Below are 26,582 nucleotides of genomic sequence, written 5' to 3'. Positions count from 1 at the left end.
GCCCTTTCTGCCTATCTCAATTTGGCGGCGATACGATCAGCTTCCATTATACCCGAGTTCATAGCTCCTTGAAACCCGCCCCCAGGCTGTGTCCAGGCCCCTACCAATGACAGACGGTTCACTGCTGATTTGTGCTTCAGTCTGTGTATACCGGACTGTCGCACCGTTTGCGCAAAGCCGTAAACAGCCCCGCCGGGATTAGCGGTATATCGCTGCATTGTGCGTGGTGTGCCCAACTCTGCCACTACCACTTTACTGCTAAAACCAGGGTATAGCTGTTCAAGGCGTTCCAGTATCTGCTGTTTTACTGCTTCTTTTTTGGCTTTATATTCGGGACGTGCGCTAGGCCAGTTCTCCAATCTGTCCAAAAATGTAACGGTGATGACACCCTTTCCCGCTTCATTGAGTGTAGGGTCCATGGCGTTATAATTTGTGAGCATCCAGTTGCCTTTCGTATACTGGCCGCTCATCATGACTTCATAATCCGTCTCCGAATCCGGCTCGTTACACAGGATTAAGTCTTCTTCGGTGATCCCAAGCTCGCGAGGCTCGCATGATAGCCCTAGGTATAGCTGAGTAATAGATGTGCCAGTCTCCATTTTGGTGACAGCCTCCAGCTCACGACGGGCGGCATTATGATTTTCCAGCAGACGACCATAGGTATGATGAGGACTGATACCAGACACAACCCAGTTGGCTTTATATACATCCCCTTTGTTCAGACGAACACCAGCTGCCTTACCACGTTCAAGTATAATTTCAGACACCTGACTGCGCAGGTGAACTTCTCCTCCAGCTGATTGAATAGCTTCGACCAGCGCATTGGACAAGGCCTGTGCACCTCCCTGAATGTAATACGTCCCCTCCAGATGATAGCCCATCCAAGGAATGAAAAAATACAAGGCCGCAAGCCTCTTCGGGGGCAAACCATAATAAGCCCATAGGGCGGTGAAAAATTCCGTGAATCGGTCAGACAAGCCAAACTGGCTTACAGCCTCCCAGGTAGTCATTTGCGTCCAGCGGAAGAAGGTGCCTGCTTTGAGCAGGCCCGCCATCTTACGCCAGGAAGTACGGGAAGAAAAAGCAGAAAAGCCTGCCTCAAAACGGCGAATACCTGCGAAAAGCTTGTCAATGGCTGCTGTCTCAGCAGGAAACATGCCTTTGAGGAGCTGCGTGTACTCCCGCACATCAGATGGGATATCAATGGTCTGTCCTTCCCAGCGAATGGAGTAAGGATGCTTTTTGCGTAGAGGAACGATTTGCTGGTCCACATGGCAGTCCTTTAACATCCGGCCGAAGCTGCCTTCTTCGAGTCCGCCGACGCCGTGCAAGGAGACATCAAAGGTATATCCCTTTCTTGTGAATTCAGTAGCAAAGCCGCCAGCCAAAGTATGACTTTCAAACACAGCTGTCCGGTAACCCAACGCAGAAAGTCTGGCTGCACAAGACAAACCACCCAGCCCGGCACCAATGACAATAACATCATATTGGTTCATGATTTCATCTCCCTTGTTAACGTCGTTATATAAGTTAACAGTGTTAAGTTAAAGAGATTATATACTACCGTATCCCCGTTGAAAAGCTCTATTTTCTTGTTTCCTGCTATAGAACAATGAGCACAATCTTCATATTGCTCAGCACAAGTCACTCAAGAGATTTTAGTAGTCTCCCGTTGCGAAGGTAAATATATATTATAAAAACATCCAAAATTGTAGCGCTTTCACTTGTCAGATTCCAAGGAGGATGCTATTCTTCAAGTGGGATTGTTACTGAAAAGGCAAAACCCGAGTACACTTGTGTACCCGGAGTTTGCCTTTTTTTGATTTGTATGAGTTCCATAGCATACACTCAAGCATCCCGATCATATAGTAAGCGCTTTAAAAATAAACACCAAAGGAGATTATCTTATGCAAAAAAGACGTTTCGCCCTTGTTCTACTATCTTTCGTGCTCCTGCTTACGATCTTTTATCCATCCTCCAGTTCTGCCGCGGCAGCAGCCGATGTTCCAGCACCACAGGCTACCCTGCTTACCCAGGTACAGCCTCTGGGTGAGGTTGTTTCTGCCGTTGTACTGAAATACAGCACCAATATTGACGGAGCATCCCTGTCCACATCCAGCTTTCAGGTTCAATCTGTACTCAATGATGTATACACGGACAGAACCGTGACCGGCGTATATACCAACGATACCGGCGCCATCACCAACCGAAGTACTCATGGCAAATATGTCTTGATCGAACTGGATACACAGGACAAAAATGCAAGCACTCTCACTTACGATTCCACAAGCGCAGTCAACCGCATCAATCCATTGAACTATTACATTAGCCAAAAGAAAGATATTGCAACTTCAAAGAAAACAGTCATTCCAGCTTCTACACAGACTGTAAAAGCAACCGATAAAGTGACACCCATTGTAGACGATTTCCAAAAAAACACCTTTGAAAATAAAGATGGCTTCAAACTGAACTACTTTACATTTGAACCTAAAGTAGAGCCTGGCAAAACCTACCCATTGGTTGTATTCCTACACGGAAACGGCGAACGTGGTGATGGAAATGGAGTCAACCTGTTAGCAAATGCTGGTGCTGTCACTTGGGCTTCCCCTGAGCAGCAAGCCAAACACCCATCCTTCGTCATCGCTCCTCAAAGCCCGATTGACTTGGAGCATAAATTTATTTGGGCAGATGAACCACGCAACAGCGCTGTTGCCGATTTGGTACGTGAAACGGCCTTGAAATATCCGATCGACACCAACCGCATCTATATCGTAGGTATTTCTCAAGGTGCCATGGGGACATGGAGATTGTTAGAAAAAAATCTTGATCTGTTCGCTGCGGGCGTGCCGATTGCCGGTCTGACCAACTATGAAAAAGCTGTGAACATGTATGCCCCTGTTGACCCTGCACACGTTGAAGTGTTGAAAAACGTTCCGATTTGGGCCTTCCATGCTGCAGACGATACGACAGTAAGTCCTAAGAACTCGCAAGAAATGGTCGCTGCCATTAAAGCACAAAGCGGAAACCTCATTCACTTCACTGAATACGAAGCAGGGATTATCAAACCTACAGGACACTTCTCCTGGGTTCCGGCTCTACAAAATCAGGACATGATTGAATGGCTGTTTGCACAAAAGAAATAAATGTAGTTTTGTCTGTATTAAAATCGAACTTAAAAGTTTCATATTGTGCCACTACGCAGTCGGATAGTGCTTCCCATCGCCACCGCCCCCGGTTTTCTTGAACAAAGCCTTTTATAGAGTAGAAATCCGGGGACAAAAGCGATCGCTTCGCTTGTACAGCACTATTCCGTCTACTCCGTTTTTATGTTCATTTTGGTTTGGTATCTCATATCTCCAAATAATGCGCCATAACGGTTCAATACCCGCTTGGCGCTTTATTATTATTCAAAAAAAAGACACCTGCCTTCCTGTGTACCACCATCAGGAAAGCAGGTGCAATATCAAAACGAGGAGACTAAAAATTTTGACACTGGTATTGCATTTGCAGTTAACTTGAAGCTTGTTACTTCGCGCGCTTCGCAGCTTTGATCGTTCTCAAAGCCCGCCTGCGCGTTACCTTATTCGGACTGCTGAGTTGTCTTCTGGCAGTAGCCACATCCGTTTTAGCCATGTGTAAAGCACCATCCTATTCACTTAGGCTCATATTGGGAGTCTGCGCCTAAAGATTTAATGATAATGATAATGAGAATCATAATCATTAAAAATTATATAATGAAATCTACTAAGCATGCAAGAGCTTTTGGGGCATTATGTATCTCTTTTACAACGGTGTTCATTTCACCCTTTTACGCTTCTATGTTACATTATATAAGTAGAACGAGAACATAAATTCAAATCAGAATTTATGTTTGCCATTTTTTCATAGTCCTTTATTCCGAACTAAATCAAAGTCTATATCTTCTCGGCATGTGTTCCATAATAATTCATCTGTAAGAAAACTTAATGCATCCATGTTGCACAATCGTTCAACCAACTCAGTAATCACATCTATGTCCTCACGTTGTACATGTCTGGCAAGAGTGATGCCGCCTGTATCGCCGTCAACATATAGATGCGAATGATGTCTTTCCTTTTTTACATGTCGAAGAGTAAGCACGCTATTGTCGATCATCATGACATACCGATCCTTAATCAGATAGCCCTCAAAAAGCTCATACATATGCGGAAGATCACAGGGACCAAGAATAAGGCTGACTTTTTCGAAATTACTTCTGTTCATTAGAATTTAGCTCCCTTCATATTTGCTTGTCCTCTATGAAAGGTTGTTGAGTTGGGTTCATAATACATAAGCCTTTGAAGTACAACCTTTGTAGTTATTTTATAACCTTTAGAGATAAACTTCAATAGTTAATATTATTATATCTAAATTTTTTAATGAGGTGTATGTATGGGAATTACTTTCAAACTTGATGAATTACTTCAAGAAATCGGGATAACTAAAAATGCCCTCGCTCGTGAGGCTAAAATCAGACCCAATACTATCTACGAAATGTGTAATAATACATCCAAGCGGATCGAATTTAAAACGTTTAATACCGTAATGGAAACGCTGATTCGCCTTTCTGGTCGCCCACTAACCTTGAACGATGTTCTCGAATATATACCTGAAGATGAACTAGAGAACCACTAATTCATTGATAGAATAATCCGATAGATATGGTAAATGAAAAAAACAAAAGACTTGAATTGGCTCAATGCCAAAATCAGTACTTGGTAATAAAACACAGTGATGTTGGGTTAGTATGGGTTTACGAATTTGTCGGACCCCAACACGCTACAGAAGGTTTTTACGATACCAAATGCAATCACTTAAGTGCGCTGAATCTGAGTGCTAAAAGGTTTGAGGCTCCGGCTAATGCCGGTAGCCTCCTATTCGTTCAGTAAACGGATCATTTTCTGCACAGTATCATTCTCTTCAAGAGGGCGATAAACAGTTAGCTTCAGTTCGGGGGCATCGTAAACTCGAAAGGTGATATGTTCCATAACCATGGTTCCAACACGCGGATGATTGATCATTTTCTTACCGATTGGTGTACCCGAAATATCATAACTCGGCCACCATTGCCTGAATTCGGGACTGATCACCATTAACTCCGCGACCAGATCCTTAAACCATTTTTCCCCTACAAAAGGAGTGCTTGTTGACCGAAATTGAGCCAATAGTCGTTTAGCGTGGTTTTCCCAATCCCCAATTAGATTCCGGTAAGCGGGCGAAGCAAAGCATCGCCAAATCGCGTTTCTCTCTTTTTTATCCATCTTTTCAAAATCCCCAAAGACCTGCTCGCCAGCTTTATTCCAAAGTAATATATCCCACCTCTGATCTGTCACATAAGCCGGACATCTCTCATATTCATTCATGAAGTTTTGTACGATCGGAATAAGGCTTTCCTCGATCGAAGCCGTTTGTTCTACTGGTAGCTGCCCGAGAGCTAGTTTGTACAGATGATTCCTCTCCTCAGCATTAAGCTGCATGACCGTTACGAGACATTCAAGTACCTGGGTTGAAACTTGTATATTTTTTCCTTGCTCCAGCCATGTATACCAGGTAAGACCGATGCCTGCAATCTGCGCCAACTCTTCTCTGCGCAGGCCTTGGACTTTCCGTCGCGGCCCTACGGGCAATCCGAATTGTTCAGGAGTAAGTCTGGAACGTCTCGATTTTAAAAACTTTCCTAACTCCCTGCGTTTCTCTTCCTGATCGCTCATGTTCAACTTCCTTTCGTTAAAACAATTACTTTTAATACTATGATAAATATGATTCTATTCATAGTATTGCATTTACATTAATCTTACAACTGTAGCAACTCCAATTTGAAGACAAAGGAGTGATTGTATTGCAAAGTAACGTCAGACCCGGGCTTACGCAAGGTCTGATTGCGCTTATGGCGGCAGCCTGCGGATTTGCCGTAGCGAACGTCTATTTGAACCAGACCCTTCTGGTCGATATAGCCGGAACATTCGGGGCGGCTGAAGCCGAGGCGGGGATCGTGACGACACTCACCCAGGTTGGTTATGCCCTAGGGAACCTTTTGATCGTGCCGCTAGGAGACATTTTCGAAAGACGCCGACTAATTCTTGCCTTGCTGGGTGTGGCAAGCCTGTCACTGGTATCAGCGGCTCTTTCCGGTTCGCTTACATGGTTGATCGTCAGTAATTTCTGTCTTGGCTTAACCACGGTAATTCCTCAAATTATCGTTCCTTTGGCCGCAGGGATGGCGGATGAACGCAATCGCGGAAAAGTGCTGGGGACGGTAGCCATCGGACTGGTCTGTGGCATATTGGGAGCCAGACTTGTCAGCGGCTTGGTGGACAGCTTGTGGGGATGGAGAAGCATGTACTGGATTTCGTTCGGATGCATGCTTCTGCTTGCCCTACTGATTCGGCTCCGCTTTCCTGTAAGCAAAGGAACGGCCTCATTACCTTATCGAAGACTTCTTCTTTCCCTGGGACCTCTATTTATGAAAGAAGACGTGCTTCGGCGTTCTTGTTTAAGTCAGGGGATGATTTTTGGATCCTTTAGCGTATTTTTTACGACAATAGGATTCCTGTTGCAAGCGCCCCCTTACTCTTATAGTAGCGCTGTCGTCGGTCTGGTTGGTCTGGTAGGAATCGGTGGCGCGATCGCTACACCTATAATCGGAAGGGTCATCGATAGAAAGGGTGCTTCTTTCGCCAACAAAATGTGTATGCTTGCGGCTCTGATCTCCTTCCTGATCGCCGTGACAGCGGGACACTGGCTACCGGCTTTGATCTTGGCCGCTTTTTTGTTGACGGTCGGAACACAGGCGAATCAGGTAGCCTGTCAAGCAAACATTTTCAGCCTCTCCGCTTCCGCGCGAAGCCGATTGAACGGGCTGTATATGGTTTGCACCTTCCTGGGGGGAGCATTGGGATCCTATTTAGGTGTATGGGCATGGACCCGGTGGCACTGGACGGGGGTTTGCATTTGCGGCATGGTCATGATTGCGGCCGGGATGAGCGCTGCTCTGGGAACAAAAAACGGCGGGAACAGCCACAAACGATAAGTTCATGAAGAAAGGGATGAATCTAGCATGACATTTGTTGACGAAAACTACAAAAAAGGAATGGAAGTTTTGTCTAAAATCGATGGTGAAAATTATAAGGCCATGGTGGACAGCTTTCAGGATTCCGTAGCACCGGATCTGGGCAGATTGGCCGTAGAATTTAACTATGGGCAAATTTTTTCCCGTCCCGGCTTGGATTTGAAATCGCGCCTTCTTGCCACCGTGGCTGGTCTTACAGCCATGGGAAATACGCAGCAGCTGAAATTTTACATCAATGGCGCGTTAAATGTAGGGTGGACCGAAGTTGAAATCGTCGAATGCATGATGCAAATGATCATCTATGCAGGATTTCCAGCAGGATTAAACACGATACTTACCGTCGCAGCAGAAGTGTTTGAAGAAAGAAAACACAAATCGGAATAATCCGTTATCTTCGGACATCTGGGAGGCACAAATTGGCTGAAACTATCACTTTAGTCTAAGAAGCCGACCGAGCTGCTACGGAAGCAGCCGAAGACGATTCACGGCGCACTATCCGTGCGACAAGAATAACCAACACGGTTTATCCGGGTTGGTTATTCTTTTGGAAGGCAAGTTAATTGAACAACAAAAGGAATACACACATGAAAACTCAGTATATCAATGAACTGCTGGACATACCAGAGTTAAAAATAAACCAAATTTTATTCATTGATCGCGATGAACTTCACATTGAAGCCCTGCCACTGAGTGAAAAGCAATGCTGCCCAATTTGCAAATCCGATCAAAACGTTATCCGTAAAGGATGTAACAGTATGCGGACTGTTCGGCATCTTCCCGTGTTTGAGAAGAAAACCTATTTGCACGTGCCGTCCATTCGCATGTATTGCATAGCTTGTGAGATTGGGTTTGTTTGGGTGTACGCATTTGTCGGACCCAAACAGCGTTACAGCAAGCTCTTTCGCTCCCATACTATCGAACAGACTCTTGGGGCAACGGCAACTCATAGCTCCCTGCATGCATCGAGTACCCGCTAGCACCGTACAGCGTATACATAACGAGTCCGGTCCCGGCTGAATACGAGCGGATCTATGAGCAAGTTTGGGGAGAAGCAAAAGAAGCAGAAGATCTGGTTTTAGGTATCGATGACTTTGCCAGCAAAAAAGGTCATACCTATAACACGGGCATACACAATCTCAGAGGCGAGACGATGCTGGATCTGCTGCCGGGGCGAAAGCTAGAGGATCTTACGGACGTATGTCAAAGAAAATCCAGGCTCCTTCTACTGAACCCAAAGCGGTGGTCATGGATCTGGCTCAGGCTTACCATACTTGGATCAGCGAATGCTTTACGAATGCGATTCGCATTGCAGATCGGTTTCATGTTCACGGTTATGTGATCGAAAGTGTACAGGAAGTTCGTAAAAGCGTCCAGCGTACGCTGTCGCCGCTGGCAAGGGCTTATCTGAAAGCCGGTCATCGCTTGCTTAATCCACCTGTAGAAGCGCTTGGTGAGGAAAGTAGAAAGCATTTGGAAGTGCTGCTGAGCTACTCTCCACTTCTTCGAAGTGTATGGGTATGGAAAGAAGCGTTCACTAATTGGTATGACTGCTCGCCCAATTTTACCGTTGCCAAACTGGGATTTGAGCATTGGTGTGAACAAGGTGACCAAATCGACCACGCCGCCGTTCGAAGCGCCATCAAGACGATGCGTAATTGGAAAGAGGAGATCGTGAACTATCATCAGTGCCGCTGGACTAACGCGATAGTAGAAGGTCGCCATAATCGCATTAAAGCTTTTCAGCGCCGTCATTATTTCACAAGAAACCGCAGTCGCTATAAAGCAGACATTCTCGTCGAATGCAACCGCCATCAGATGTTAAGCTAATGGTCAAGCACTGATTTTGAGATTGAGCCCTTGAATTAGAAACACTTGTCCATATACTTGATGCTTTGAACAGAATTGCCCATCAACGAAGATTTTCAAGGACTATTACTCTTGCTGATATTATAGAATACATCCCCGAAGATGGAATGGAGAGACAGTGAGACTATAATATGATAATGAAGATTACTATTGGCCCAGCGGACATTCCCATGACTAAATAAGAAGTTACAAATCTCCCTTTCCCCATATGAAAGAAGCGTTGGGACAGCAAGCCCAACGCTTCTTTATGCTTAATAAGTAATTTATACGATGATTAATTCACCTTTCCGCCCTCTACAACCAATTGATCCGTAAAGCCTTCTCCGTAAACAGAGGTCAGTGTGTCCTTATAGGCTTTATGGACAAAATTTTCCTTGCCCAACGTAGCCAGCTCGTTGTTGATCCAGTCCAACAGTTCCTTATTTCCCTTCGCCACTGCGGGAGCAATCGTATCTTGACCACCGAAGGCTGGAATGCTTACAGTGAAGCCGGGATTGGCCTTGGCCCAAGCGATCAGCTCTGTATTATCGTTGGCAATGGCGGCACCGCGTTTGTCTTTGAGAGCCGAGAAAATTTCGGTGTATTGATCGAATTTGAGCAGCTTGATGTCAGGATAATTTTTTGTAAAATAGGTCTCTGCCGTCGTTCCCTTGGCAACAATCAGCTTTTGATCCGATCCCTTCAATTGGTCAATCGTGGTGATTGGAGCGCTGTCGGGTGACACAATGCCAAAGGATAATTTCATATAAGGGTTAGCAAAATCGACTTTTTCTTTACGCTCATCGGTCACAGTAAAGTTAGCCATGATGATATCTACCTTGTTGGATTCCAAATAGGCAACCCGGCTGGCAGCATCCACCAGGACGAATTCCACCTTGGACTCGTCGCCCAAGAGATCTTTGGCAAAACGTTTCGCAATATACACATCAAAGCCCTGATTTTTCCCTTCTGAATCTACGTAGCCAAAAGGCGGCTTATCCGCAAAAACACCAATTCGAATCTTGCCATTCTTTTTAATGTCCTCAATTGAAGCAAATTTAGCCGAACCCGAACTACTACCGTTGGTATTACCAGCCCCTGCACATCCTGCCAAGCCGATGAGCAGCAAGCTCAAAGCCAGTAATAACGTTGTGAACTTCATTCCTTTTCTCATCTGTATTCATCCCCCTGTTTATATCGTTTCGTACTGAAATATATCCAGAAAGTGCTGGGCACGCTCTGTTTCCGGTTGTGTGAAAAATTGCTGTGGTGTAGTCATTTCACATATCTGTCCTTGATCCATAAAAACGATACGATCTCCTACCGACTTGGCAAATCCCATTTCATGCGTCACGATAATCATCGTCATCCCCTGTTGGGCCAACTCCCGCATAACATCCAGCACCTCTCGGACCATTTCCGGGTCCAAGGATGCGGTGACCTCATCAAAAAGCATAATTTCAGGGTTCATACACAGGGCGCGCACAATCGCAATCCGTTGCTTTTGCCCGCCTGATAATTGTCTCGGATACGCATCCTTGCGATCCAGCAGACCGACTCGCTCCAATAGCTGCTCCGCTTGCGCAAGCGCCTCTTGCCTGTTTCGCCGTTGAACTTTAAGCGGACCAAGCAATATATTTTCCAAGACGGTCATATGCGGAAACAGCTCATAGTTTTGGAACACCATTCCGATATGCTGCCGCACCTCACGCCAATTCACTTTTGTATCCGTCAGATCCTGTCCTCTGTAACGGATATCTCCGCCCTGGACCGGCTCCAGACCATTGAGACATCGAAGAAGCGTACTTTTTCCACATCCCGAAGGACCGAGAATGACCACCACTTCCCCTTTCCTTACGTCCAGACTAATCTGCTGCAGCACTTTTCGGTCGCCGAAGCTTTTGTCCAGTTCTCGAATTTCCAATAAAACCTCCTCAGCCTCTCCCATGACACCACCCCATCCTGCTAATTTTGCCATCTGCGTTCAAATCTTTTGGAAAGTCTGGATAACGGATAGCATACAAGAAAATACAATATAAAAATAAAACCATACACCCAAAAGGATGCCGAAGGCGCTTTGATTACACCTAGCTCAATAATCTGCTGTCCAACCTTCACCACTTCCACTACACCGATCAGCACCACTAATGATGTGGTTTTGATCATCCGTGTCGCCAGATTAATAGAACCCGGAAGCATTCGGCGCACCGCTTGGGGAATGAGCACATGACGGTATAATTGCCAATAGGTCAGCCCCAGTGCCTGCCCGGACTCCACCTGATGCTTAGGCAGTGATTCCAGCGCACCACGAACAATATCACCAATCTCGGCTGCTCCCCACAGGCTGAATACGATAACTGCTGTCAATTCCCCGCTGATATTCACATTCAGCAAAGGCGTAAATCCAAAATACACGACATACAACCACACCAAAATCGGAATAATGCGGAATGTCTCCAAATAGAATCTCAGCACAAATCGAATCGGTTTTGATTGTAAGGTGCGCAATAGACCCATCAAAATGCCTAGCAGGGTACCGATAATAATGGAAAGTAATGCAATCTCCAGCGTAACGAGCAATCCTCCTAATAGACGCTCAAAATTCGAACCCTCAAAAAGCACATTAATCCCCGAACTCAGCATATCGCACCTTCCTTTCCACCCACGTCAGCAGCATCGACAAAGGTAAAAGCAGAATGAGATATGCCAATACCAGCAGAATCAACGATTCTGTCGTTTTGTAGTACATACCGATCAGGTCCTTTGCCACATTCATCAGATCTAGTAAAGCAATGGCACCCACAATGGAAGTCTCCTTGAGCAGAAAGATTGCATTGGCTCCCAAGGACGGAATACTGATAGCAAATGCCTGCGGCAAAATAACATATCTCGCCAATTGTATCTTGGACAGTCCGAGGCTCAGCCCGGATTCCGTTTGCGTTTTACTCACGGCTTCGATTCCACCACGGAAGGCCTCAGCCATGTAGCCACCACCCAAAAAGGTCATACCCACAACCGCACATGTCATTTCGCTCATATGCAGGCCTATTTTGGTAAAGCCGTAGTACAAAAAATATAACTGTACAAGCAGCGGCGTATTACGGGAAAGCTCGATATAGGCTACAATAATTCCGCTAATTCCTCTCACCCTGTAATACAGCACGATGCTGCACAGCAAACCGACGACTAGTGAAAACAGAATAGCAAAAAAGGCAATCTTTAACGTCAGCCACATAGCTTCTCCATATAGCGGCAAGCTTTCTACAATAAACTCCCAGTCTAAGTTCATATGCGTATACCTTTCAATTTTCAATTATTCCTATGTATTTGCTTTGCTTAATAACAATGATTGTATTCCTGCCCATTTATTACGTCAATACTTTGATGAAAATTTGTCATATTTATCTATGATTAAGAAAGAAAACCGTTATTTTTTTCAGAAATAAATAAAAAAAAGCCTAAAATGGATAAGTTCCATTTTAGGCTCTGCTTTATGCTATATGATTCATCACATGATCGGCTCTGTAACTACAGGACCACCGAGCTTCTCTACAATTAAACGGCTTTCCTCATTTAACCCTTGCAGGGTAATAGTTTTACCTGAGTTTCTGTATTTTTGCAGCACCTTGCCAATGGCAGTAACCGCCGAGTGATCCCACACATGTGAATGGCTAAAGTCGACTACAACGCGCTCCGGATCATGTGAAGGCTCAAAATGATCAACAAAATGAGTCGTTGAGGCGAAAAACATCGGCCCCCTGACATGGTACACCTTTGCTTCATGATCCTCAGTCGTACTGATACGGATTTTAGCCATTTTCCAGCCAAAATGCAGGGCACTCAACAGTACACCTACGATCACACCCTTGGACAAATCATGCGTAGCCACCACGATAATGACCGTGATTACCATAATAAACGTATCTGCTTTGGGTACCTTGGCGATGTTTCGAAGTGACTTCCAATCTACGGTTCCGATACACACCATGAACATGACTCCCACCAATGCGCCCATAGGCACTTCCTTTACAACACCACCAAGCACGAGCAGCAGAAAGGCCAAGAACACCCCGGCCGTGAAAGTGGATAGACGTCCTCTTCCGCCTGAGCTGACATTAATGACGGATTGTCCAATCATAGCACAGCCACCCATACCCCCAAAAAAGCCATTTACAAAGTTGGCAATCCCTTGCCCACGGGCTTCCCGGTTTTTATTGCTTTTCGTTTCGGTCATTTCATCCAAAATACTGGCTGTCAGCAGTGATTCCAGCAGTCCAACTAGCGCCATCGTAAAGGAATACGGCAGCAAAATCCGCAACGTGTGCCACGACCACTCAATTTGTGGCAAATGGAATGAGGGCAGCGAGCTGGTTAGCGTACCGATATCTCCTACCGTTTTGACATTCAATCCAAATACATACGTAATGATCGTCATGATAATAATTGCTGTCAATGGAGCGGGAACGCTTTTCACAAACCTCGGTAAAATATACACAATGAGCAATGTTCCCGCTACCATCGCGTACATGATCCAATTCGCTCCATGAAAGTGGGTGAGCTGCGCCATAAAGACGAGGATCGCCAGCGCATTCACAAACCCGGTCATGACCGGCTGCGAAATAAAGCTTATAAAGCGACCTATTTTCAAAACACCCAGCAGCACCTGAATGATCCCAGCCAAAATAGTAGCTGCAAATAAATATTCCACGCCATAATCCTTGACCAGACCCACAACCAGTACAGCTACAGCCCCGGTTGCTGCCGAGATCATCGCCGGACGTCCGCCTGCAAAAGAAATGACAATGGCCATCGAGATGGAGGCATACAGTCCGACCATGGGGTTGACACCTGCAATGATTGAGAAGGCAATCGCCTCCGGAATCAATGCCAGCGCCACAGTCATGCCCGCAAGTATATCAGCCCGGATATTACCGAACCATTGTTGTTTAAGATTCATACTGTTTCGTTCCAGCCTCCTATATTCACAGAGAACAGCATCTTGACCTGCAACCCGATATTGCTTTGGGCATCCGTCCAGCGGTCAATCGCCAAGGCTCTCCTATCATTCAGCTCGTCTCTCTCAAACGAACCCGTTCCGTTACATCCAGTCCATCATTATAACGCAAGGGAATCGTAGAGACGAATGAGTTAAAAGGCTGTTTACAGAAAGAAAACATCTCTTTACTTGAAATATCGCCCGTTTTCTTTATCTGGTTCGTTTTCTTATATTTAAAATTTTCGCAATTCTAAGATTCCAACCTACTAAAGTTTATCACCTTAACTTCATACTCTGATTCTGCGAACTGTAAATCTTGATCCGCCGTAACCAATACCAATTGGTTTATAATAGCTGTCGCAAGAATCAAAGCATCTGGGGTCTTAAGTCTTCTTGCAAACTTATCCTTTTGTTCTCTTCTGATACGACCCGCTTTAATTGCGATTTCTGAATTAACTTCAATAAATTCCCCGCTAAGAAAAGGTATCGAGCCTAAGTCTGTTTCAGTGGACAATCCAGCTATAAACTCGGACTGAGTTATAACAGAAAAGAAAATATTTTCTTTATCTTTCTCAGCTTGTTGTATTACTTTATCCAAGGATGTATCAAGTCTATGAAGGGCAATAGCTGCATTCGTATCAAATAAATACCCCATCTAATCCCAATCCTCCCTGGATTGCTTAACACTCTCCTCGATTTCAAGCAACTGTTCCTTGCTCAGGCTACCTCGGGAATTCAAAACAGCTTGCAACCCTTTGGGTAACGGGGACTCTAAATCAATGACTTCCGTTTCCCCCTGTTTGTTCTCAATAGTAACTTTGGATGGTTCGAACCCAATATCACGAAGGAGACTTAGGAGACGTATTCGATGTATATCCGTTAATTTTTTTGCCACTAAAATCACTCCTTAGCAAAAGTTTAGTTTCCGTTCATAGCTTGTTTAATTCGTTTTCTTATATTTAAAATTTTTGCAATTGCTGCACAAGCTCCGATAGGGATTCAGCAATCTCAGAGTCTGCATAGCGCTGGAGCAAGCTCTCAAAATCAGGCAGCGCTTGCTTTAGTAGCCGACAGCTCCAGTCATAATAGCTCCAAAAAGCTACCGGATCATAGCCACGTGCTTCTTCCTCTTCCCACTCCAGTTCATCTTCTTCTGGGTCACTGTCTGCCGGCCATAAATATTTCTCATCTAGCAGCATGGTCAAGGATTCCACAGACTCCTGTGAGTCTGCTTGTAGATTTTCTATGTCCAATGCTTGAACAACCGTATGGTACAACTCCAACTCACTCAGCGTGATATCCTCCGGTCTTCTCGCATGCATATTCCGCAATAAGAATAGTAGCGCCCATGGGGTAACCTGCCACAATGTACCTTGATGTTCTATCAGATCAGCGATGGCTGCATACTCCCCATTGAATATTAAATGCGGCAAGTCCGTCCCCCTACCATAAGGAGTAGTCAGGCGGTGCCACGGTACATCTGTAATTTCAAGAGTATTCATTAAGGCTGTGTTCGTCTTATGAGTATCCATGACGCCTCCTTTGTAGTCGGTATCTAGAATCTTCCTGATTTAAAAATAGAATATAGTAAGAAGGCAACCATTAAGAGCGCTACGACAAAACCAATTTCAATCGCAGGTACGTTCCACAGCATGGTCGCCTGATGATTTAGTGATGAACCGATAATCAGTCCGACCATAATGATGCTGAACGCCAACAGCACAATACTGAATGACAAGCGATTGCTGATCTGATCCAGCTTGCGCAAAAGCTGTTCCAGCTCTGGTACAGTAACTTCCAGTTTGAGCTTACCCTTGCTGATAATTGAGGCCAGATGCCTCGTCTGTCTCGGCAGTTCCATCAGTGTCTCCACCAGCTCGGTCGCACCACCCAACAGCTTGCCCCGAATCCGACGACCGCTGAAGCGTTCCTTCAGCAGCTTGTTGCCAAAAGGCTCGGCCAAAGCAATAATACTGAGATCGGGGTCCAAATGCTCTACGACCCCTTCCAGTGTCAGCAGCGCTTTGCCAAGCAGCAGGACATCCGATGGCAAACCAATCCGATGGCGCTGTGCTGCGCCAAACAGGTCGTTCAAGGCATCGCCAATACTGACCTGTGAGAAAGGAACATCCGAGTAATCTTCGCGTATTTTGTCCAGATCAGCTCGCAGCGCATTCAGGTCAGCATCCGGGTCGACCAGCCCCAGTCGTTCGATGGCCCGAACCATAGCATCGGTATTTTTGCGCATCAGGGCGATCATAAGGGAAGCGAGATGATTCTTCATCTCTTCGCTCAGCCTACCCGCCATGCCAAAATCCAAGTAGGCGAGACTTCCATTTCTCAGGACGAGCAAATTGCCCGGATGGGGATCGGCATGAAAAAAGCCCTCTATAAAAATTTGATGCAGCATGCTGTTGACCAGCCGCTGCGCCAGTTCTTTCAAGTTGTAACCACGGTGTAATAACTCTTCACGACTCCCCAAGTGAGTCCCGTCCAGAAACTCCATGGTCAGTATACGTGAGGAGGTATGATCCCAGTATATTTTCGGAATATAGATATGTGGGTCCTGCTCAAATTGGAGCGCAATCTTCTCTGTGTTACGGGCTTCATGGTTGTAATCCAGCTCCTGAATGAGCGATCTCCCCAGCTCTTCCACCATCTGGCGAAGCTGATAACGCTCCACCCATTCCCAGCGCTTGGCTGCCATTGCGGTCAGTTCCCGTAAAATGTCCAAATCCCGCCGAATGATGCGATTAACGCCTGGACGCTGGATTTTAATGGCGACCATTTCGCCGCTGTGCAGCTTGCCCAGGTGCACTTGCCCGATCGAAGCAGCCGCCAGCGGATCATCGTCAAAACGAACCAGTATGTTCTCCAATGACGTATCCAGCTCCTGTTCCAGAATGCCACGCGCTGTTTCAGGCGAAAAAGGCGGTACCTGATCCTGGAGCTTAACCAGTTCGCGAATAATAGGCTCTGGCAGCAGGTCAGCACGTGTACTTGCCAACTGTCCAAGCTTGATGAATGCAGGCCCCAGGTCCTCCAGCACAAGCCGAATCCGTTCACCTAGCGTTTTGGACTCGGGGGTTTCTCTCGTCAGCCACTTGCGGGGCAGGGATAGCAGCTGGAACAGTCCCATTTCTTCCACCATATAACCAAAGCCATGACGCGCCAGCGCCATGGCAATTTCCCGGTAACGACCGGCGTGCTTCATGCGAACGGCCATTTTAATCCAACCGGTTCGCTTCTTCAGCGTCACTCGAACCCGTAAGCGCCGCCTTTTCTTTTTCCAGCTCCGCTACCTGTTTTTCCAACAATGCCACACGCTGCTCCAAACTTGTGACATCATTTTCGGTAGGTACTTCCAGTTCCTGCAAAATGCGGCTAACCTGCTCGCGGATCATGGTTTTGAATTGTCCCTGCTCCTCTGCTCCTCGTTCGATCAGACGATCGACCAGCGCTTTGGATTCCGAGGGCGCAAGTTCTCCCCGATTTACAAGATCCTCGACGGCTTTCTCCACCTTTTCTTTGCTGACAACGGTGAGGCCCCACCCCAATGAGATGGCTTTTTTGAACAAATCGCTCATAATATATCCTCCCCTACCTGTGATTACCTATAGTATAACCTGAAAAGGGGAGCCGCATAAAGCTCGCAGCTCCCCTCCCATAATGGTTGGAATGAATGATTATACTTAACCCGGAAAGCGTCCGGCCCACTTAGCAGCCTGAAGCAGCAGCTTACGGTATCCCTCGTGCTGGAAACTTGGCTGATTATGTCCAGGCATCAGGTAGACAACCCGGCCCAAGCCATAGGACAATGACCATGCAGCCGGCCACCACTGACCTTCATACTCGTATTCCATCAACAGTGTTTTTTCGGTGAATGGGTCAAAATCAAAACGATACGGCTCCTCCTGAATCTCGAACGGCTCGATCCCTTCCATAATCGGATGATCCGGCTCTGTTACCTTGAAGGAAAGCTGCTCCGCTGCCGGATGTCGCAGGAAACGCGCTCCCATGAGCTGTGCAATTTCATACCGTCCTTGCAATGTAATCCCGTTATGCAGCACAAGCAGTCCACCTCCGCCGCTGACGTAGGACAGCAGTCCTGCTGTTTGTTGAGGAGACAGAACCTCCTTACGGCTATCACAATACGAGATGCATAGATCGAATGAGGCTAGATTTTCCTTGAGCAGCATTTTACGATTTTCACTGCATTGTACCGTCATCCAATCTTGTAAAATATGGCTAATCTCTTCGTCCACCCCTTGTAGCGGGTGAAACTCTGGATATGAATAATCTCCTAGCAACAATGCTTTTCTTTTTTCCATCATAAATCCTCCTTGCCTGACTTGTATATAAGGACTTTAAAGGCGGGTCCCGTGCCAACGGTCTCTTGTTTGTGGGGTCAAAAAGCTCTAAAAAATCCCTTTGGCCCTCATCTTTTTCCCATAACACCGCCATCGTTGTCCAAGCTACGGCATACTTAAATAATTCTACAGACAGCCTATTAAATCCTTTAGCAGAAGATTATAGCATATATGTTCGCTCGGAATAAACTAATTATAAATTTATAAACATGAACGCTGGCGATTCCGCCCGTTTATGGTATACTCGTAAGAAAAAAAGTGCGTCCATGCTCTATTAGCAATGAGGGGCCGCTTTTCGTAAGAAATCTATGCTTGCGGTTATAGAATTGATAAGAATTGCCTCAAAGCTTATACATTCTATAAATCTTAAAACACTGGGGAGGTTGCATGAATGAAAAGGACTGGAATGACCCGGCCCTTGGACAGCTTGGGACGAATTGTGCTTCCTAAAGAGTTGCGCATGACGATGGAGATTGACATCGGCGATCCATTAGAGTTTTTTATTGAAGGCCAAACACTCATGCTCCGTAAGTACAAATCAACCAATTGTATATTTTGCGGTTCGGTTGATACCAACACCTATTTTAAAGATCAGTTTATCTGCGATGCATGTGCCACCTCGATGAAAACGGAAGATTTACTTCCAGTCACAGCGACTGAAACCCAGTCACCTCCACTGAAGCAAAACATGCATATGAAAAAGATTTATCAGCGCACGGATGTTATTTTGGAGAAAATGAGAGAGCTTATGGAAGAACATCCGGCATCTTCACAAAAACAACTCGCTTCCATGCTTGGCGTGAGTCAGGGAAGGATTTCCCAACTGAAAAAGCTTATGTAGGCGAATCGTCCAAAAAACAATGTATACGCTTCCATGTTATGTAAGATTTAATTCACTTTATTTAGAACAGCCGGACCCTTATAGGGACCCGGCTTTTTTGTGTTTTAGTGGTAAGCCCGACATTTTTCAACCCAGCGTGCTGCTGCCTTGGGTAGAGAAGCGAGATGAATGTGTGTGTAGGCTGCCAAAAGGTTCCCTTTGGCATAACCTTCACTCTGAAGTCCGCGCATCCCCTTGGTTTGATAGGCAAAGGGATAGGGGGCGGCAGATTCATCATAGCTCATGACCGAATAATGAAATTCATGTCCACGAATCGTCTCTCCAGCCTCCAGCAGCAAGCAATCTTGCAATGCGGTTGCTTCCCGGTATCCCAATGCAGCCCGCTTCTCCTGCATGCGAACGTCCGAAGGGATAACCCCGGCCATGTGATGGGAATGACCCGCCCGATCCGTAAGTGTCCGGGCCAGTACCATATAACCACCGCACTCTGCGAATACAGGCATTTCCTGGCTCACTGCGTTGCGGATATCTTGCAGAAATCCTGTATTGGCAGCGATATCTGCCGCAAACTCCTCAGGAAAGCCGCCACCCAGATATAGGCCGTTGGCGTGCTCAGGGACGCGTTCTCCCGCCAGCGGACTAAAATAGACGATCTCCGCTCCCGCATAGCGCAGCAAATCCATATTTTCCGGGTAGTAAAAATTGAACGCCGCATCTCTGGCGACAGCAATGACGGGACGTTCCCCAGTCTCGGCTTCATGCCCTGCTGTTGGAAGCCAATCCGGAGGAAATAATGGGTGCTCGGGCAGCCTGAGCGGCGGAGCCGAATCCGCTAATGCCCGCAGTGCATCCAGATCCGTACCCGCGCGAATCAGCTCTGCCGCCCGTTGGAAAAGCGGCTCCAGCTCGCCGCGTTCTACAGCAGGCACCAGGCCCAGATGACGCTCAGGAATATCCAGCCCGTCATCGCGCTTTAACCAGCCGAGCACAGGAATGCCGCACTCTTGCTCGATCGCCTTTTTGACAATGCCGTAATGCCCCTGGCTACCGCAGCGATTCACAATTACGCCCACAATGCGCAGCTTGGGCTCCAAGCGCTGAAAGCCAAGCACGATAGCGGCCGTGCTGCGGGCCATGCTGCGCACGTCGACGACCAGCAATACCGGGCTATCCGTCAGTATGGCAATTTCGGCGGTGGACCCGATATTGCTGAGCGGGTCCTTGCCGTCATATAGCCCCATGACGCCTTCAATCACGCAGAGATCCGCGTCTTCGGATGCGCGGATAAAGGTTTCACGCACCGTATCTGGCGAGGTCATCCATGAATCGAGATTTCGGGAAGGCGTTCCGGTCGCGGCTGTATGATAGGTCGGATCAATATAATCCGGACCGCACTTAAACCCCTGCACTCGCAAGCCGCTATCGGCGAACGCCTTCATCAGCCCGAGGGTCACCGTGGTTTTGCCCGCACCACTGCCCGTACCGGCAACAACGATACGACTTCTGCGTGCTGCGGCAGACGAATTTGGCTGTATAGCCTGCTTCATACCGTCAGTCATAGGAAACCCGCGCTACAGACAACGTCATATTGCCGCTTTTTTTCTTCTCCAGCAGCCAATGGTCTGCACCGGAGGACAACAGGGCCGCTGGTTCGCTGACTCCATATGCGCCGGTGTATTTAAAAACGGTATCCGATGGATTGGGAAGCTGCACCTTGTTCAGCTCTGACGGGGTGTAAGTCACCAGCTCCCAGCCGTATTTGGTGCAAAGGGCAAGCAAGCCCTCTTCGTCCTTTTTCAGGTCTATCGTAGCAATATTCCGTACGCTTTTTACAGACAAACGCAGCTCTTGCAAGGTGTCCAGCACACCCGCCTCCAGTTCCTCCAAAGCAGTTCCCCGATTGCAACCAATGCCAAGCACCAAGCTTTTGGGACGGTACAGCACGCCATTAGAAAGAAACCTCTCCTCTTCCTCAGGCTCCAACAAGCGGTCACTCACGACCAACGCGGCGTTGAACGATTCTTGTAACGCTTCCGCCATCGAGGCATATACCTTGATATGCGCAGGTACAGGCTTGTCATAACGCCACCAATTCCGTTCGCCTGTCTCTTGTATGAAGGCAATAGGCTCTTCGTTCACAACAGCGGCGCTTACAGGAGTAGCCTTATCGAAGCTATCGACTACCCAGCCCAATTCCCGACCCAACATGTCCACCGGAATCGTCCCCTGCACATCCGATGCAGTCGTGATTACCGCACGTGCGCCCAGTACAGCAGCTACATGACGGGTCAATTCATTCGCGCCGCCCAAATGCCCAGACAGTACGCTAATAACATGTTCTCCGCGATCATCAATGACGACCACGGCGGGGTCTACCTTTTTATCCACCAAAATCGGTGCAATCATACGAACCACCGCACCGAGGGAAATAAATAAAATAATACCGTTATATTGTTTGAATAAATCCGGCAAAATCAGCTTGACCGAACCTTCGAACAATTGAATGCCACGCTCCTGCTCGTCACCACGCTCAAACTTGGACATATAATACACATCCGTACCCGGAAAGCTGGCTCCCAAATTGCGGACCATCTCGACTCCATGCTTCGTGATCGCCACAGCGGCAAATGGATTACTCACCAGGCTTCACTCCCTTCCGGTAGCCGTGGGTGAATGACTTATCATACAGCTTGGAACGATGTGCGTCCTTGTCCACCAGCCCCGGGTCAAGCGCCCAACCTGCCAAAATCATGGCATGCATCGTAATGCCCGCTGCGCGCAAATCAGCTGGCAATTGGGCAAGCGTCGTGCGCACGATCTTTTGGTCCGGCCAGGTTGCGCGCTGCACAACTGCTACAGGCGTGTCCTCGCTCCAGCCAGCCGCCAGAAACTCGACGACCACTTTCTTCGCCAGCGTTGCGCTAAGGAACAGCGCCACCGTACAGTGGTGGGATGCCAGATCACGCAGTTTTTCTCGATCCGGTACAGGTGTACGGCCTTCGGCACGCGTCAAAATAACCGTCTGCGTCAGATCAGGTACCGTTAGCTCTGCACCCAGCACAGCCGCAGAAGCAAAGACCGAGCTGACGCCGGGTACGATTTCATAGGCTACGCCGCGCTGCTTCAGCAGCACCATTTGCTCCAAAATCGCACCGTATACTGCTGGATCACCTGTATGTACACGAGCTACGCTACGTCCAGCCTGCACAGCCTCGCTCATAATCTCAACCTGCCGTTCCAGATCCATGCCTGAACTCTGCAGTACCTGCGCCTCCGGCTTGGCCGTAGCAATCAGCTCATCGTTCACAAGTGAATCCGTGTATAACACCACATCTGCCGTGCGCAGAATCCGTGAGCCTTTGACCGTAATCAACTCCGGGTCGCCAGGACCTGCTCCTACGATATATACTTTTGGCTCCAACGTCATTTGCTCACCACCATTAAACTCAAATATTCAAGCTCCTGTCCCCGCAGCTCACGGGCGTTACGCCATACCATTTCATAAGGTGAAGTGACTTTGGTAATGACAGATGCACGATCCCCGAGGTTGAGCCCGTCCAGTACATCCAAAATCAAATCCAGTACCTTGGCAACCTTGATAAATACAACCGTATCGTGATTCTCAATGGCCCGCTTCATCGCTTCCCGATCATCCGTAGCCGGAATAATACCGACCTGCTGATCTCCGTCTGCCAAAGGCAATTCCAGGGCTGCCGCTGCTCCCAATACAGAAGAGATGCCCGGAATAGATACAATCGGCACCTCAGGATGAAGATCCTTCATCAGACGCGCCAAGTGAATAAAGGTACTGTACAGATTAGGGTCTCCCTCTGTGACAAAGGCTACATCCTTTCCTTGACTCAGAGCCTCCCAACAAGCAACCACCGTTCTGTTCCACTCCCGCTCCAGTACAACCGGGTCCTTGGTCATTGGAAAAATGAGTCCCAACATCTCCTTTTCCTCTGGGTTAACGTATAATTCCACAATCTCGTGAGCATACGATTTGCCTCCCCGGCGTTTCTTCGGATAAGCCACAACTGCACATTCCTGAATCATGCGGTACGCCTTGACCGTAATCAGCTCGGGATCACCCGGCCCCACACCTACGCCGTAAAGTGTTCCTGTTGCCGCCGTATTCATGCTGTCTCTCCCCCTCTTGATTTACCAGCTTACTCCCCTGTTGCTCCGTCAGCCACGTCCACCGACGGCTGCCCTGTAATGACATATATCGGATTGAGTCCGTCAAAACGGGTCATATTCAAAATCGGCTTGCTACGTGCTGTTTGCAGTAACGTCACCGAGGTTTCGAGTCCTGCTGCTTGCATCGCCTTCATACCGTCATGCAGCGTCTCAATGGTTGCAGCATTCACTACAATTCGTCCATCCTTACGCAGACGCGAAGCACACAGACGAATCAGTTCTGCCAGTTCTCCACCGCTCCCGCCAATAAACACGGCATCCGGGTCTGGCAGCTCGTCCAACCCGGCTGGTGCTTTGGCATGGATCACTGGAAAATCAGTACGGAACTTGATCTTGTTCGCTTCCACATTAGCCAAATCGCCTTCGTTCTTTTCAATGGCGAATACCTGCCCGTACTTGGCCAGCCGGGCACATTCCACAGCTACAGAACCTGAGCCTGCGCCGATGTCCCATACGATGCTTCGCTCGGTCAGTCGCAGCTCGGACAAGCTGAATACGCGCACTTCACGCTTCGTGATCAATCCTTTTTCCGGCTTGCGCTGGTGAAATTCCGCATCCTCGAAGCCAAATCCCCGGCGAATCGCTGGTACGTCTTCCCCCTTACGGCGGCGCAAAACAACCACGTTCAGGGGTTGGAAGGTTCCCTGCGACATCTCCTTCAGCGTATAATGACGATACGTCTCATCTGGTCCTCCCAAATGCTCGCCGACAAAGGCATCATATTCCGTCATGCCAAAATGCAACAGATAAGCGGCAACCGCGGCGGGATGATTGCGGTCGTCCGTCAGCAGCGCGATCTTGTTCTGCCCGTCGATCCGCTGCGCTAGTCCGGTCATCGGACGGCCGTGTACACTTTCCAACACCGCATCCTGCCAGCTTTCACCAAGACGCGCAAACGCCAGTTGAACCGAGCTGAGATGAGGTAAAATATCCAGGTGCTCAGCCCCCAGCTTGGCAGACAAATAGCCTGCAATGCCAAAAAAAAGCGGATCTCCTGACGCAAGCACGACAATATCCTTGTGCTCACGCAACCGTCCCAATTCTTCCACCACGGTGGATAAGCCGCTCTTTAATGTTCGTTTTTCTCCTGCGGCTGCCTCAAAAAAGGCTAGCTGGCGCTCACCACCAACCAGCAGGTCGGCACGCTCAATTTGTTCCAGCGTCTCCTGCGACAGACCTGCCGCTCCATTTTCACCGATACCAATGACACGAATCACTCTACTCACCGACTCTCGCCCTCCCCAGCACGTTCCCTTTCATCGTTACCAGTACCATTTCTACGGTGATTCCACCACCTGCATGCTCCAGGCAATGCTGACACCCATAGGTACATAACTTTTCAAAAAAGCTCAGCGCATTCGCTTCGGTCATCATATCCGCTACCTGCGTAGCTGTATTCGCCTCAGCTACTGCCGTTGCAAGCGACTCGTCCACACCTGCCTCACGCGCAACCTCGGCTAAAAATCCAAAATCCACCGGAGCGCTCTTGGAGTGAACCATCATGACGCCCTGAGCAATCTTCGACAGCTTGCCAGGCATACCGACGAGAATAATTTTTTTCATTCCTAATCGTTTACCATGCTTGACTGCAAAGCCGACAAAGTCACCCATCTGAATAAAGGCTTCTTCCGTCAGCTGATCATACATTTGCATTGCATATTTTTCACTGCTGCCGCCTGTGGTCAGGACAATTTCCCCGCAGTTCATCGCTTGTGCAACCGATATAGCCTGCACCACGCTGGCTTTATAAGCAGACGTGGAAAACGGAACAACCACACCGCGTGTACCTAGTATGGAAATACCGCCAAGAATGCCAAGCCGTCCGTTCAGCGTTTTCTTGGCGATTTCTTCACCGTCCGGCACACTGATAACGACACGGACACCTTTGGCCGATCCGTGCTCCTCAAGCACGCCAGATACGGCTTCCGTAATCATCCGGCGCGGCACTGGATTGATCGCTGCTTCCCCGACAGGCACAGGCAGACCTGGCTTCGTTACCCGCCCTACTCCGACGCCGCCGTCCAGCTCAATACCCGGCTCCTCCCGCCAGCTAACAGAGGCGCTAATTCTCGCCTGATGCGTGGCATCCGGGTCATCGCCACCGTCCTTGATCGTCGTGCAGGAAGCTTCGTCCGCATCCAACACAGGCTCGATCAGCTCAAACGCATGATCGAAGCCCGCGGGCAGCGATATCACCGCTTCCTTCGGCGGAATGCCCGTAATGAGCAGTTGTACCGCTCCTTTGGCTACTGCAGCCGCACAAGCCCCCGTCGTAAAGCCTGACCGCATCGGCTTGTCCGGCGTGGGAGCTTCACCACTTTTCATCCGTTTGGGCCTGTCGGCGGACGCCGCTTCCTTTTCCATGCCAATTCCTCCTTAACCTCTTCTGCTGATCATGCTCTAATTCATTTCATGATACAGCAAACGGACAACCGCATCTAGCGGACAGCCATTAAGGAGATCGCATTCAATGCCGCTACGACAATCGTACTTCCGCCCTTGCGTCCAATATTCGTAATGAACGGAATATCCAGCTTGCGCAGCTCATCCTTGGATTCTGCCGCCGATACAAAACCTACGGGCATACCAATTACCAGTCCGGGCTTAGCCGCTCCTTCTTTCACCAAACGAATCAGCTCCAGCAACGCTGTAGGCGCATTGCCAATCGCATAGATTCCACCTTCGCCCGCCTGAATCGCTTTGCGCATGGAAATAATGGCGCGCGTCGTGTTCAGCCTTTTGGCTTCTTCCATCACGTCCGGGTCAGATATGTACACATGAACATCCCCGCCAAATTGACGGATGCGATCCTTGCTCAGCCCCGCCTGAATCATCTGCACATCTGCCACCACCGGCTGCCCTGCGCGAATAGCTGCAATTCCGGCTTCAATGGCTTTCGGATGAAATACCATGCTGCGGCCCAACTCAAAATCAGCAGATGCATGAATGACACGCTGTACAACAGGATATTGCTCTGCTGTAAATGGATGCTCTCCCAATTCCTCTGTGATCATCGCGAAGCTTTTACCCTCAATCTCCTGCGGCTGTACCGTTAGCGGTTTAAAATCTGTTTTAAAGTCCATGGTATCGACCACTCCCTTATGGAAAATTAGTTTAGGAAAAATAACTGCTCGTGTATTGAAATAACAGATATTTCTATTAAAACACGTATTTTAAGATGACTATATTTTAGATACATGCCAGCCGTCGTTCTGGATTAACTGAACCTGTAGGAACTTGACT

Annotated in this window: 27 protein-coding genes and 1 pseudogene; 6 read left to right on the top strand and 22 right to left on the bottom strand. The window is 48.0% G+C overall.

The window, feature by feature from the left end; translation table 11 throughout:
* Positions 1-11 precede the first annotated feature (11 nt).
* On the bottom strand, positions 12-1,496 hold the full coding sequence (locus C0638_RS09730; protein ID WP_058711268.1) for a phytoene desaturase family protein: 1,485 nt from the start codon (positions 1,494-1,496) through the stop codon (positions 12-14).
* Positions 1,497-1,907: 411 nt separating this feature from the next.
* Between C0638_RS09730 and C0638_RS09725 the strand changes: the two genes are divergently transcribed.
* On the top strand, positions 1,908-3,143 hold the full coding sequence (locus tag C0638_RS09725; protein WP_058711267.1) for a PHB depolymerase family esterase: 1,236 nt from the start codon (positions 1,908-1,910) through the stop codon (positions 3,141-3,143).
* A 382-nt stretch (positions 3,144-3,525) separates the two neighbouring features.
* Here the strand turns inward: C0638_RS09725 and C0638_RS25165 are convergent, their stop codons facing one another.
* Together C0638_RS25165 and C0638_RS09720 are read right to left on the bottom strand one after the other, a co-directional pair.
* Positions 3,526-3,633, bottom strand: coding sequence for a putative metal homeostasis protein (locus tag C0638_RS25165; RefSeq protein WP_016822819.1), 108 nt, complete (start codon positions 3,631-3,633; stop codon positions 3,526-3,528).
* A gap of 249 nt (positions 3,634-3,882) precedes the next feature.
* Positions 3,883-4,242 carry a hypothetical protein gene (locus C0638_RS09720; protein ID WP_058711266.1) on the bottom strand — a complete coding sequence of 120 codons (360 nt, stop codon included), beginning with the start codon at positions 4,240-4,242 and terminating at the stop codon, positions 3,883-3,885.
* Positions 4,243-4,410: 168 nt separating this feature from the next.
* Here C0638_RS09720 and C0638_RS09715 point away from each other — a divergent pair, with 168 nt between their 5' ends.
* Positions 4,411-4,653 (top strand): helix-turn-helix domain-containing protein, encoded by a 243-nt coding sequence (locus tag C0638_RS09715; protein ID WP_058711265.1) that lies wholly within the window; start codon positions 4,411-4,413, stop codon positions 4,651-4,653.
* 239 nt (positions 4,654-4,892) lie between these two features.
* Here the strand turns inward: C0638_RS09715 and C0638_RS09705 are convergent, their stop codons facing one another.
* Positions 4,893-5,729 carry a helix-turn-helix transcriptional regulator gene (locus tag C0638_RS09705; RefSeq protein ID WP_058711263.1) on the bottom strand — a complete coding sequence of 279 codons (837 nt, stop codon included), beginning with the start codon at positions 5,727-5,729 and terminating at the stop codon, positions 4,893-4,895.
* A gap of 122 nt (positions 5,730-5,851) precedes the next feature.
* Between C0638_RS09705 and C0638_RS09700 the strand changes: the two genes are divergently transcribed.
* The 3 genes and pseudogenes from C0638_RS09700 to C0638_RS26140 all read left to right on the top strand — a co-directional run bounded on the left by C0638_RS09700 (position 5,852) and on the right by C0638_RS26140 (position 8,914).
* Positions 5,852-7,048 carry an MFS transporter gene (locus C0638_RS09700; protein ID WP_442792766.1) on the top strand — a complete coding sequence of 399 codons (1,197 nt, stop codon included), beginning with the start codon at positions 5,852-5,854 and terminating at the stop codon, positions 7,046-7,048.
* Between the two features lie 27 nt (positions 7,049-7,075).
* Positions 7,076-7,471, top strand: coding sequence for a carboxymuconolactone decarboxylase family protein (locus tag C0638_RS09695; RefSeq protein ID WP_058711262.1), 396 nt, complete (start codon positions 7,076-7,078; stop codon positions 7,469-7,471).
* 200 nt (positions 7,472-7,671) lie between these two features.
* A pseudogene (locus C0638_RS26140) lies at positions 7,672-8,914 on the top strand (ISL3 family transposase).
* Positions 8,915-9,227: 313 nt separating this feature from the next.
* On the opposite strand, the gene C0638_RS09680 reads toward C0638_RS26140, so the two are convergent.
* From C0638_RS09680 to C0638_RS09630, 11 genes are all read right to left on the bottom strand, one after another.
* Positions 9,228-10,106: a cysteine ABC transporter substrate-binding protein gene (locus tag C0638_RS09680; protein ID WP_058711261.1), complete on the bottom strand. Its 879-nt coding sequence runs from the start codon at positions 10,104-10,106 to the stop codon at positions 9,228-9,230.
* Between the two features lie 18 nt (positions 10,107-10,124).
* Complete coding sequence (locus tag C0638_RS09675) at positions 10,125-10,880, bottom strand: amino acid ABC transporter ATP-binding protein (RefSeq protein WP_025677531.1); 756 nt, start codon at positions 10,878-10,880, stop codon at positions 10,125-10,127.
* A 17-nt stretch (positions 10,881-10,897) separates the two neighbouring features.
* Positions 10,898-11,575, bottom strand: coding sequence for an amino acid ABC transporter permease (locus tag C0638_RS09670; RefSeq protein WP_025677530.1), 678 nt, complete (start codon positions 11,573-11,575; stop codon positions 10,898-10,900).
* Positions 11,556-12,221 carry an amino acid ABC transporter permease gene (locus tag C0638_RS09665; protein ID WP_058711260.1) on the bottom strand — a complete coding sequence of 222 codons (666 nt, stop codon included), beginning with the start codon at positions 12,219-12,221 and terminating at the stop codon, positions 11,556-11,558. Before C0638_RS09665 ends, C0638_RS09670 begins: the two co-directional genes overlap by 20 nt.
* 219 nt (positions 12,222-12,440) lie before the next feature.
* Entirely contained in the window at positions 12,441-13,889 is a 1,449-nt protein-coding gene (locus C0638_RS09660; protein WP_058711259.1) for a SulP family inorganic anion transporter, read from the bottom strand.
* Positions 13,890-14,178: 289 nt separating this feature from the next.
* On the bottom strand, positions 14,179-14,583 hold the full coding sequence (locus tag C0638_RS09655) for a PIN domain-containing protein (RefSeq protein WP_058711258.1): 405 nt from the start codon (positions 14,581-14,583) through the stop codon (positions 14,179-14,181).
* Positions 14,584-14,823, bottom strand: a complete 240-nt coding sequence (locus tag C0638_RS09650) for a hypothetical protein (protein WP_016822811.1) — start codon at positions 14,821-14,823, stop codon at positions 14,584-14,586.
* 64 nt (positions 14,824-14,887) lie between these two features.
* Entirely contained in the window at positions 14,888-15,460 is a 573-nt protein-coding gene (locus C0638_RS09645; protein WP_025677527.1) for a hypothetical protein, read from the bottom strand.
* 23 nt (positions 15,461-15,483) lie between these two features.
* A complete protein-coding gene (locus tag C0638_RS09640; protein WP_013373512.1) occupies positions 15,484-17,154 on the bottom strand; it encodes an ABC1 kinase family protein in 1,671 nt (556 codons plus the stop codon).
* 1 nt (position 17,155) lies between these two features.
* Positions 17,156-17,515 (bottom strand): phasin family protein, encoded by a 360-nt coding sequence (locus tag C0638_RS09635; RefSeq protein ID WP_013373513.1) that lies wholly within the window; start codon positions 17,513-17,515, stop codon positions 17,156-17,158.
* A 105-nt stretch (positions 17,516-17,620) separates the two neighbouring features.
* Positions 17,621-18,259 (bottom strand): ThuA domain-containing protein, encoded by a 639-nt coding sequence (locus C0638_RS09630; RefSeq protein ID WP_017428602.1) that lies wholly within the window; start codon positions 18,257-18,259, stop codon positions 17,621-17,623.
* A 430-nt stretch (positions 18,260-18,689) separates the two neighbouring features.
* Between C0638_RS09630 and C0638_RS09625 the strand changes: the two genes are divergently transcribed.
* Positions 18,690-19,139: an AbrB/MazE/SpoVT family DNA-binding domain-containing protein gene (locus tag C0638_RS09625; RefSeq protein ID WP_013373515.1), complete on the top strand. Its 450-nt coding sequence runs from the start codon at positions 18,690-18,692 to the stop codon at positions 19,137-19,139.
* A 104-nt stretch (positions 19,140-19,243) separates the two neighbouring features.
* Here C0638_RS09625 and C0638_RS09620 read toward each other — a convergent pair whose 3' ends face one another.
* The 7 genes from C0638_RS09620 to C0638_RS09590 form a co-directional block, all read right to left on the bottom strand.
* Positions 19,244-20,698: a cobyrinic acid a,c-diamide synthase CobB gene (locus tag C0638_RS09620; RefSeq protein WP_058711257.1), complete on the bottom strand. Its 1,455-nt coding sequence runs from the start codon at positions 20,696-20,698 to the stop codon at positions 19,244-19,246.
* Positions 20,691-21,779, bottom strand: a complete 1,089-nt coding sequence (locus C0638_RS09615) for a cobalt-precorrin 5A hydrolase (RefSeq protein ID WP_058711256.1) — start codon at positions 21,777-21,779, stop codon at positions 20,691-20,693. Before C0638_RS09615 ends, C0638_RS09620 begins: the two co-directional genes overlap by 8 nt.
* Positions 21,772-22,566, bottom strand: a complete 795-nt coding sequence (gene cobM / locus C0638_RS09610; RefSeq protein WP_013373518.1) for a precorrin-4 C(11)-methyltransferase — start codon at positions 22,564-22,566, stop codon at positions 21,772-21,774. Before cobM ends, C0638_RS09615 begins: the two co-directional genes overlap by 8 nt.
* On the bottom strand, positions 22,563-23,279 hold the full coding sequence (gene cobI / locus C0638_RS09605; protein WP_102163459.1) for a precorrin-2 C(20)-methyltransferase: 717 nt from the start codon (positions 23,277-23,279) through the stop codon (positions 22,563-22,565). Before cobI ends, cobM begins: the two co-directional genes overlap by 4 nt.
* A 29-nt stretch (positions 23,280-23,308) precedes the next feature.
* Positions 23,309-24,565, bottom strand: coding sequence for a precorrin-6y C5,15-methyltransferase (decarboxylating) subunit CbiE (gene cbiE, locus C0638_RS09600; RefSeq protein ID WP_102163457.1), 1,257 nt, complete (start codon positions 24,563-24,565; stop codon positions 23,309-23,311).
* A complete protein-coding gene (locus C0638_RS09595; protein ID WP_058711253.1) occupies positions 24,558-25,703 on the bottom strand; it encodes a cobalt-precorrin-5B (C(1))-methyltransferase in 1,146 nt (381 codons plus the stop codon). The genes cbiE and C0638_RS09595 overlap by 8 nt, the downstream gene beginning before the upstream one ends.
* Positions 25,704-25,777: 74 nt before the next feature.
* Positions 25,778-26,422: a precorrin-8X methylmutase gene (locus tag C0638_RS09590; protein WP_013373522.1), complete on the bottom strand. Its 645-nt coding sequence runs from the start codon at positions 26,420-26,422 to the stop codon at positions 25,778-25,780.
* Positions 26,423-26,582 lie beyond the last annotated feature (160 nt).

The organism is Paenibacillus sp. lzh-N1 (assembly GCF_002872435.1).
GTDB lineage: Bacteria > Bacillota > Bacilli > Paenibacillales > Paenibacillaceae > Paenibacillus > Paenibacillus polymyxa_C.
Note: the sequence above shows the minus strand (reverse complement) of the source record. Positions and strands in the feature narration are given on the sequence as shown.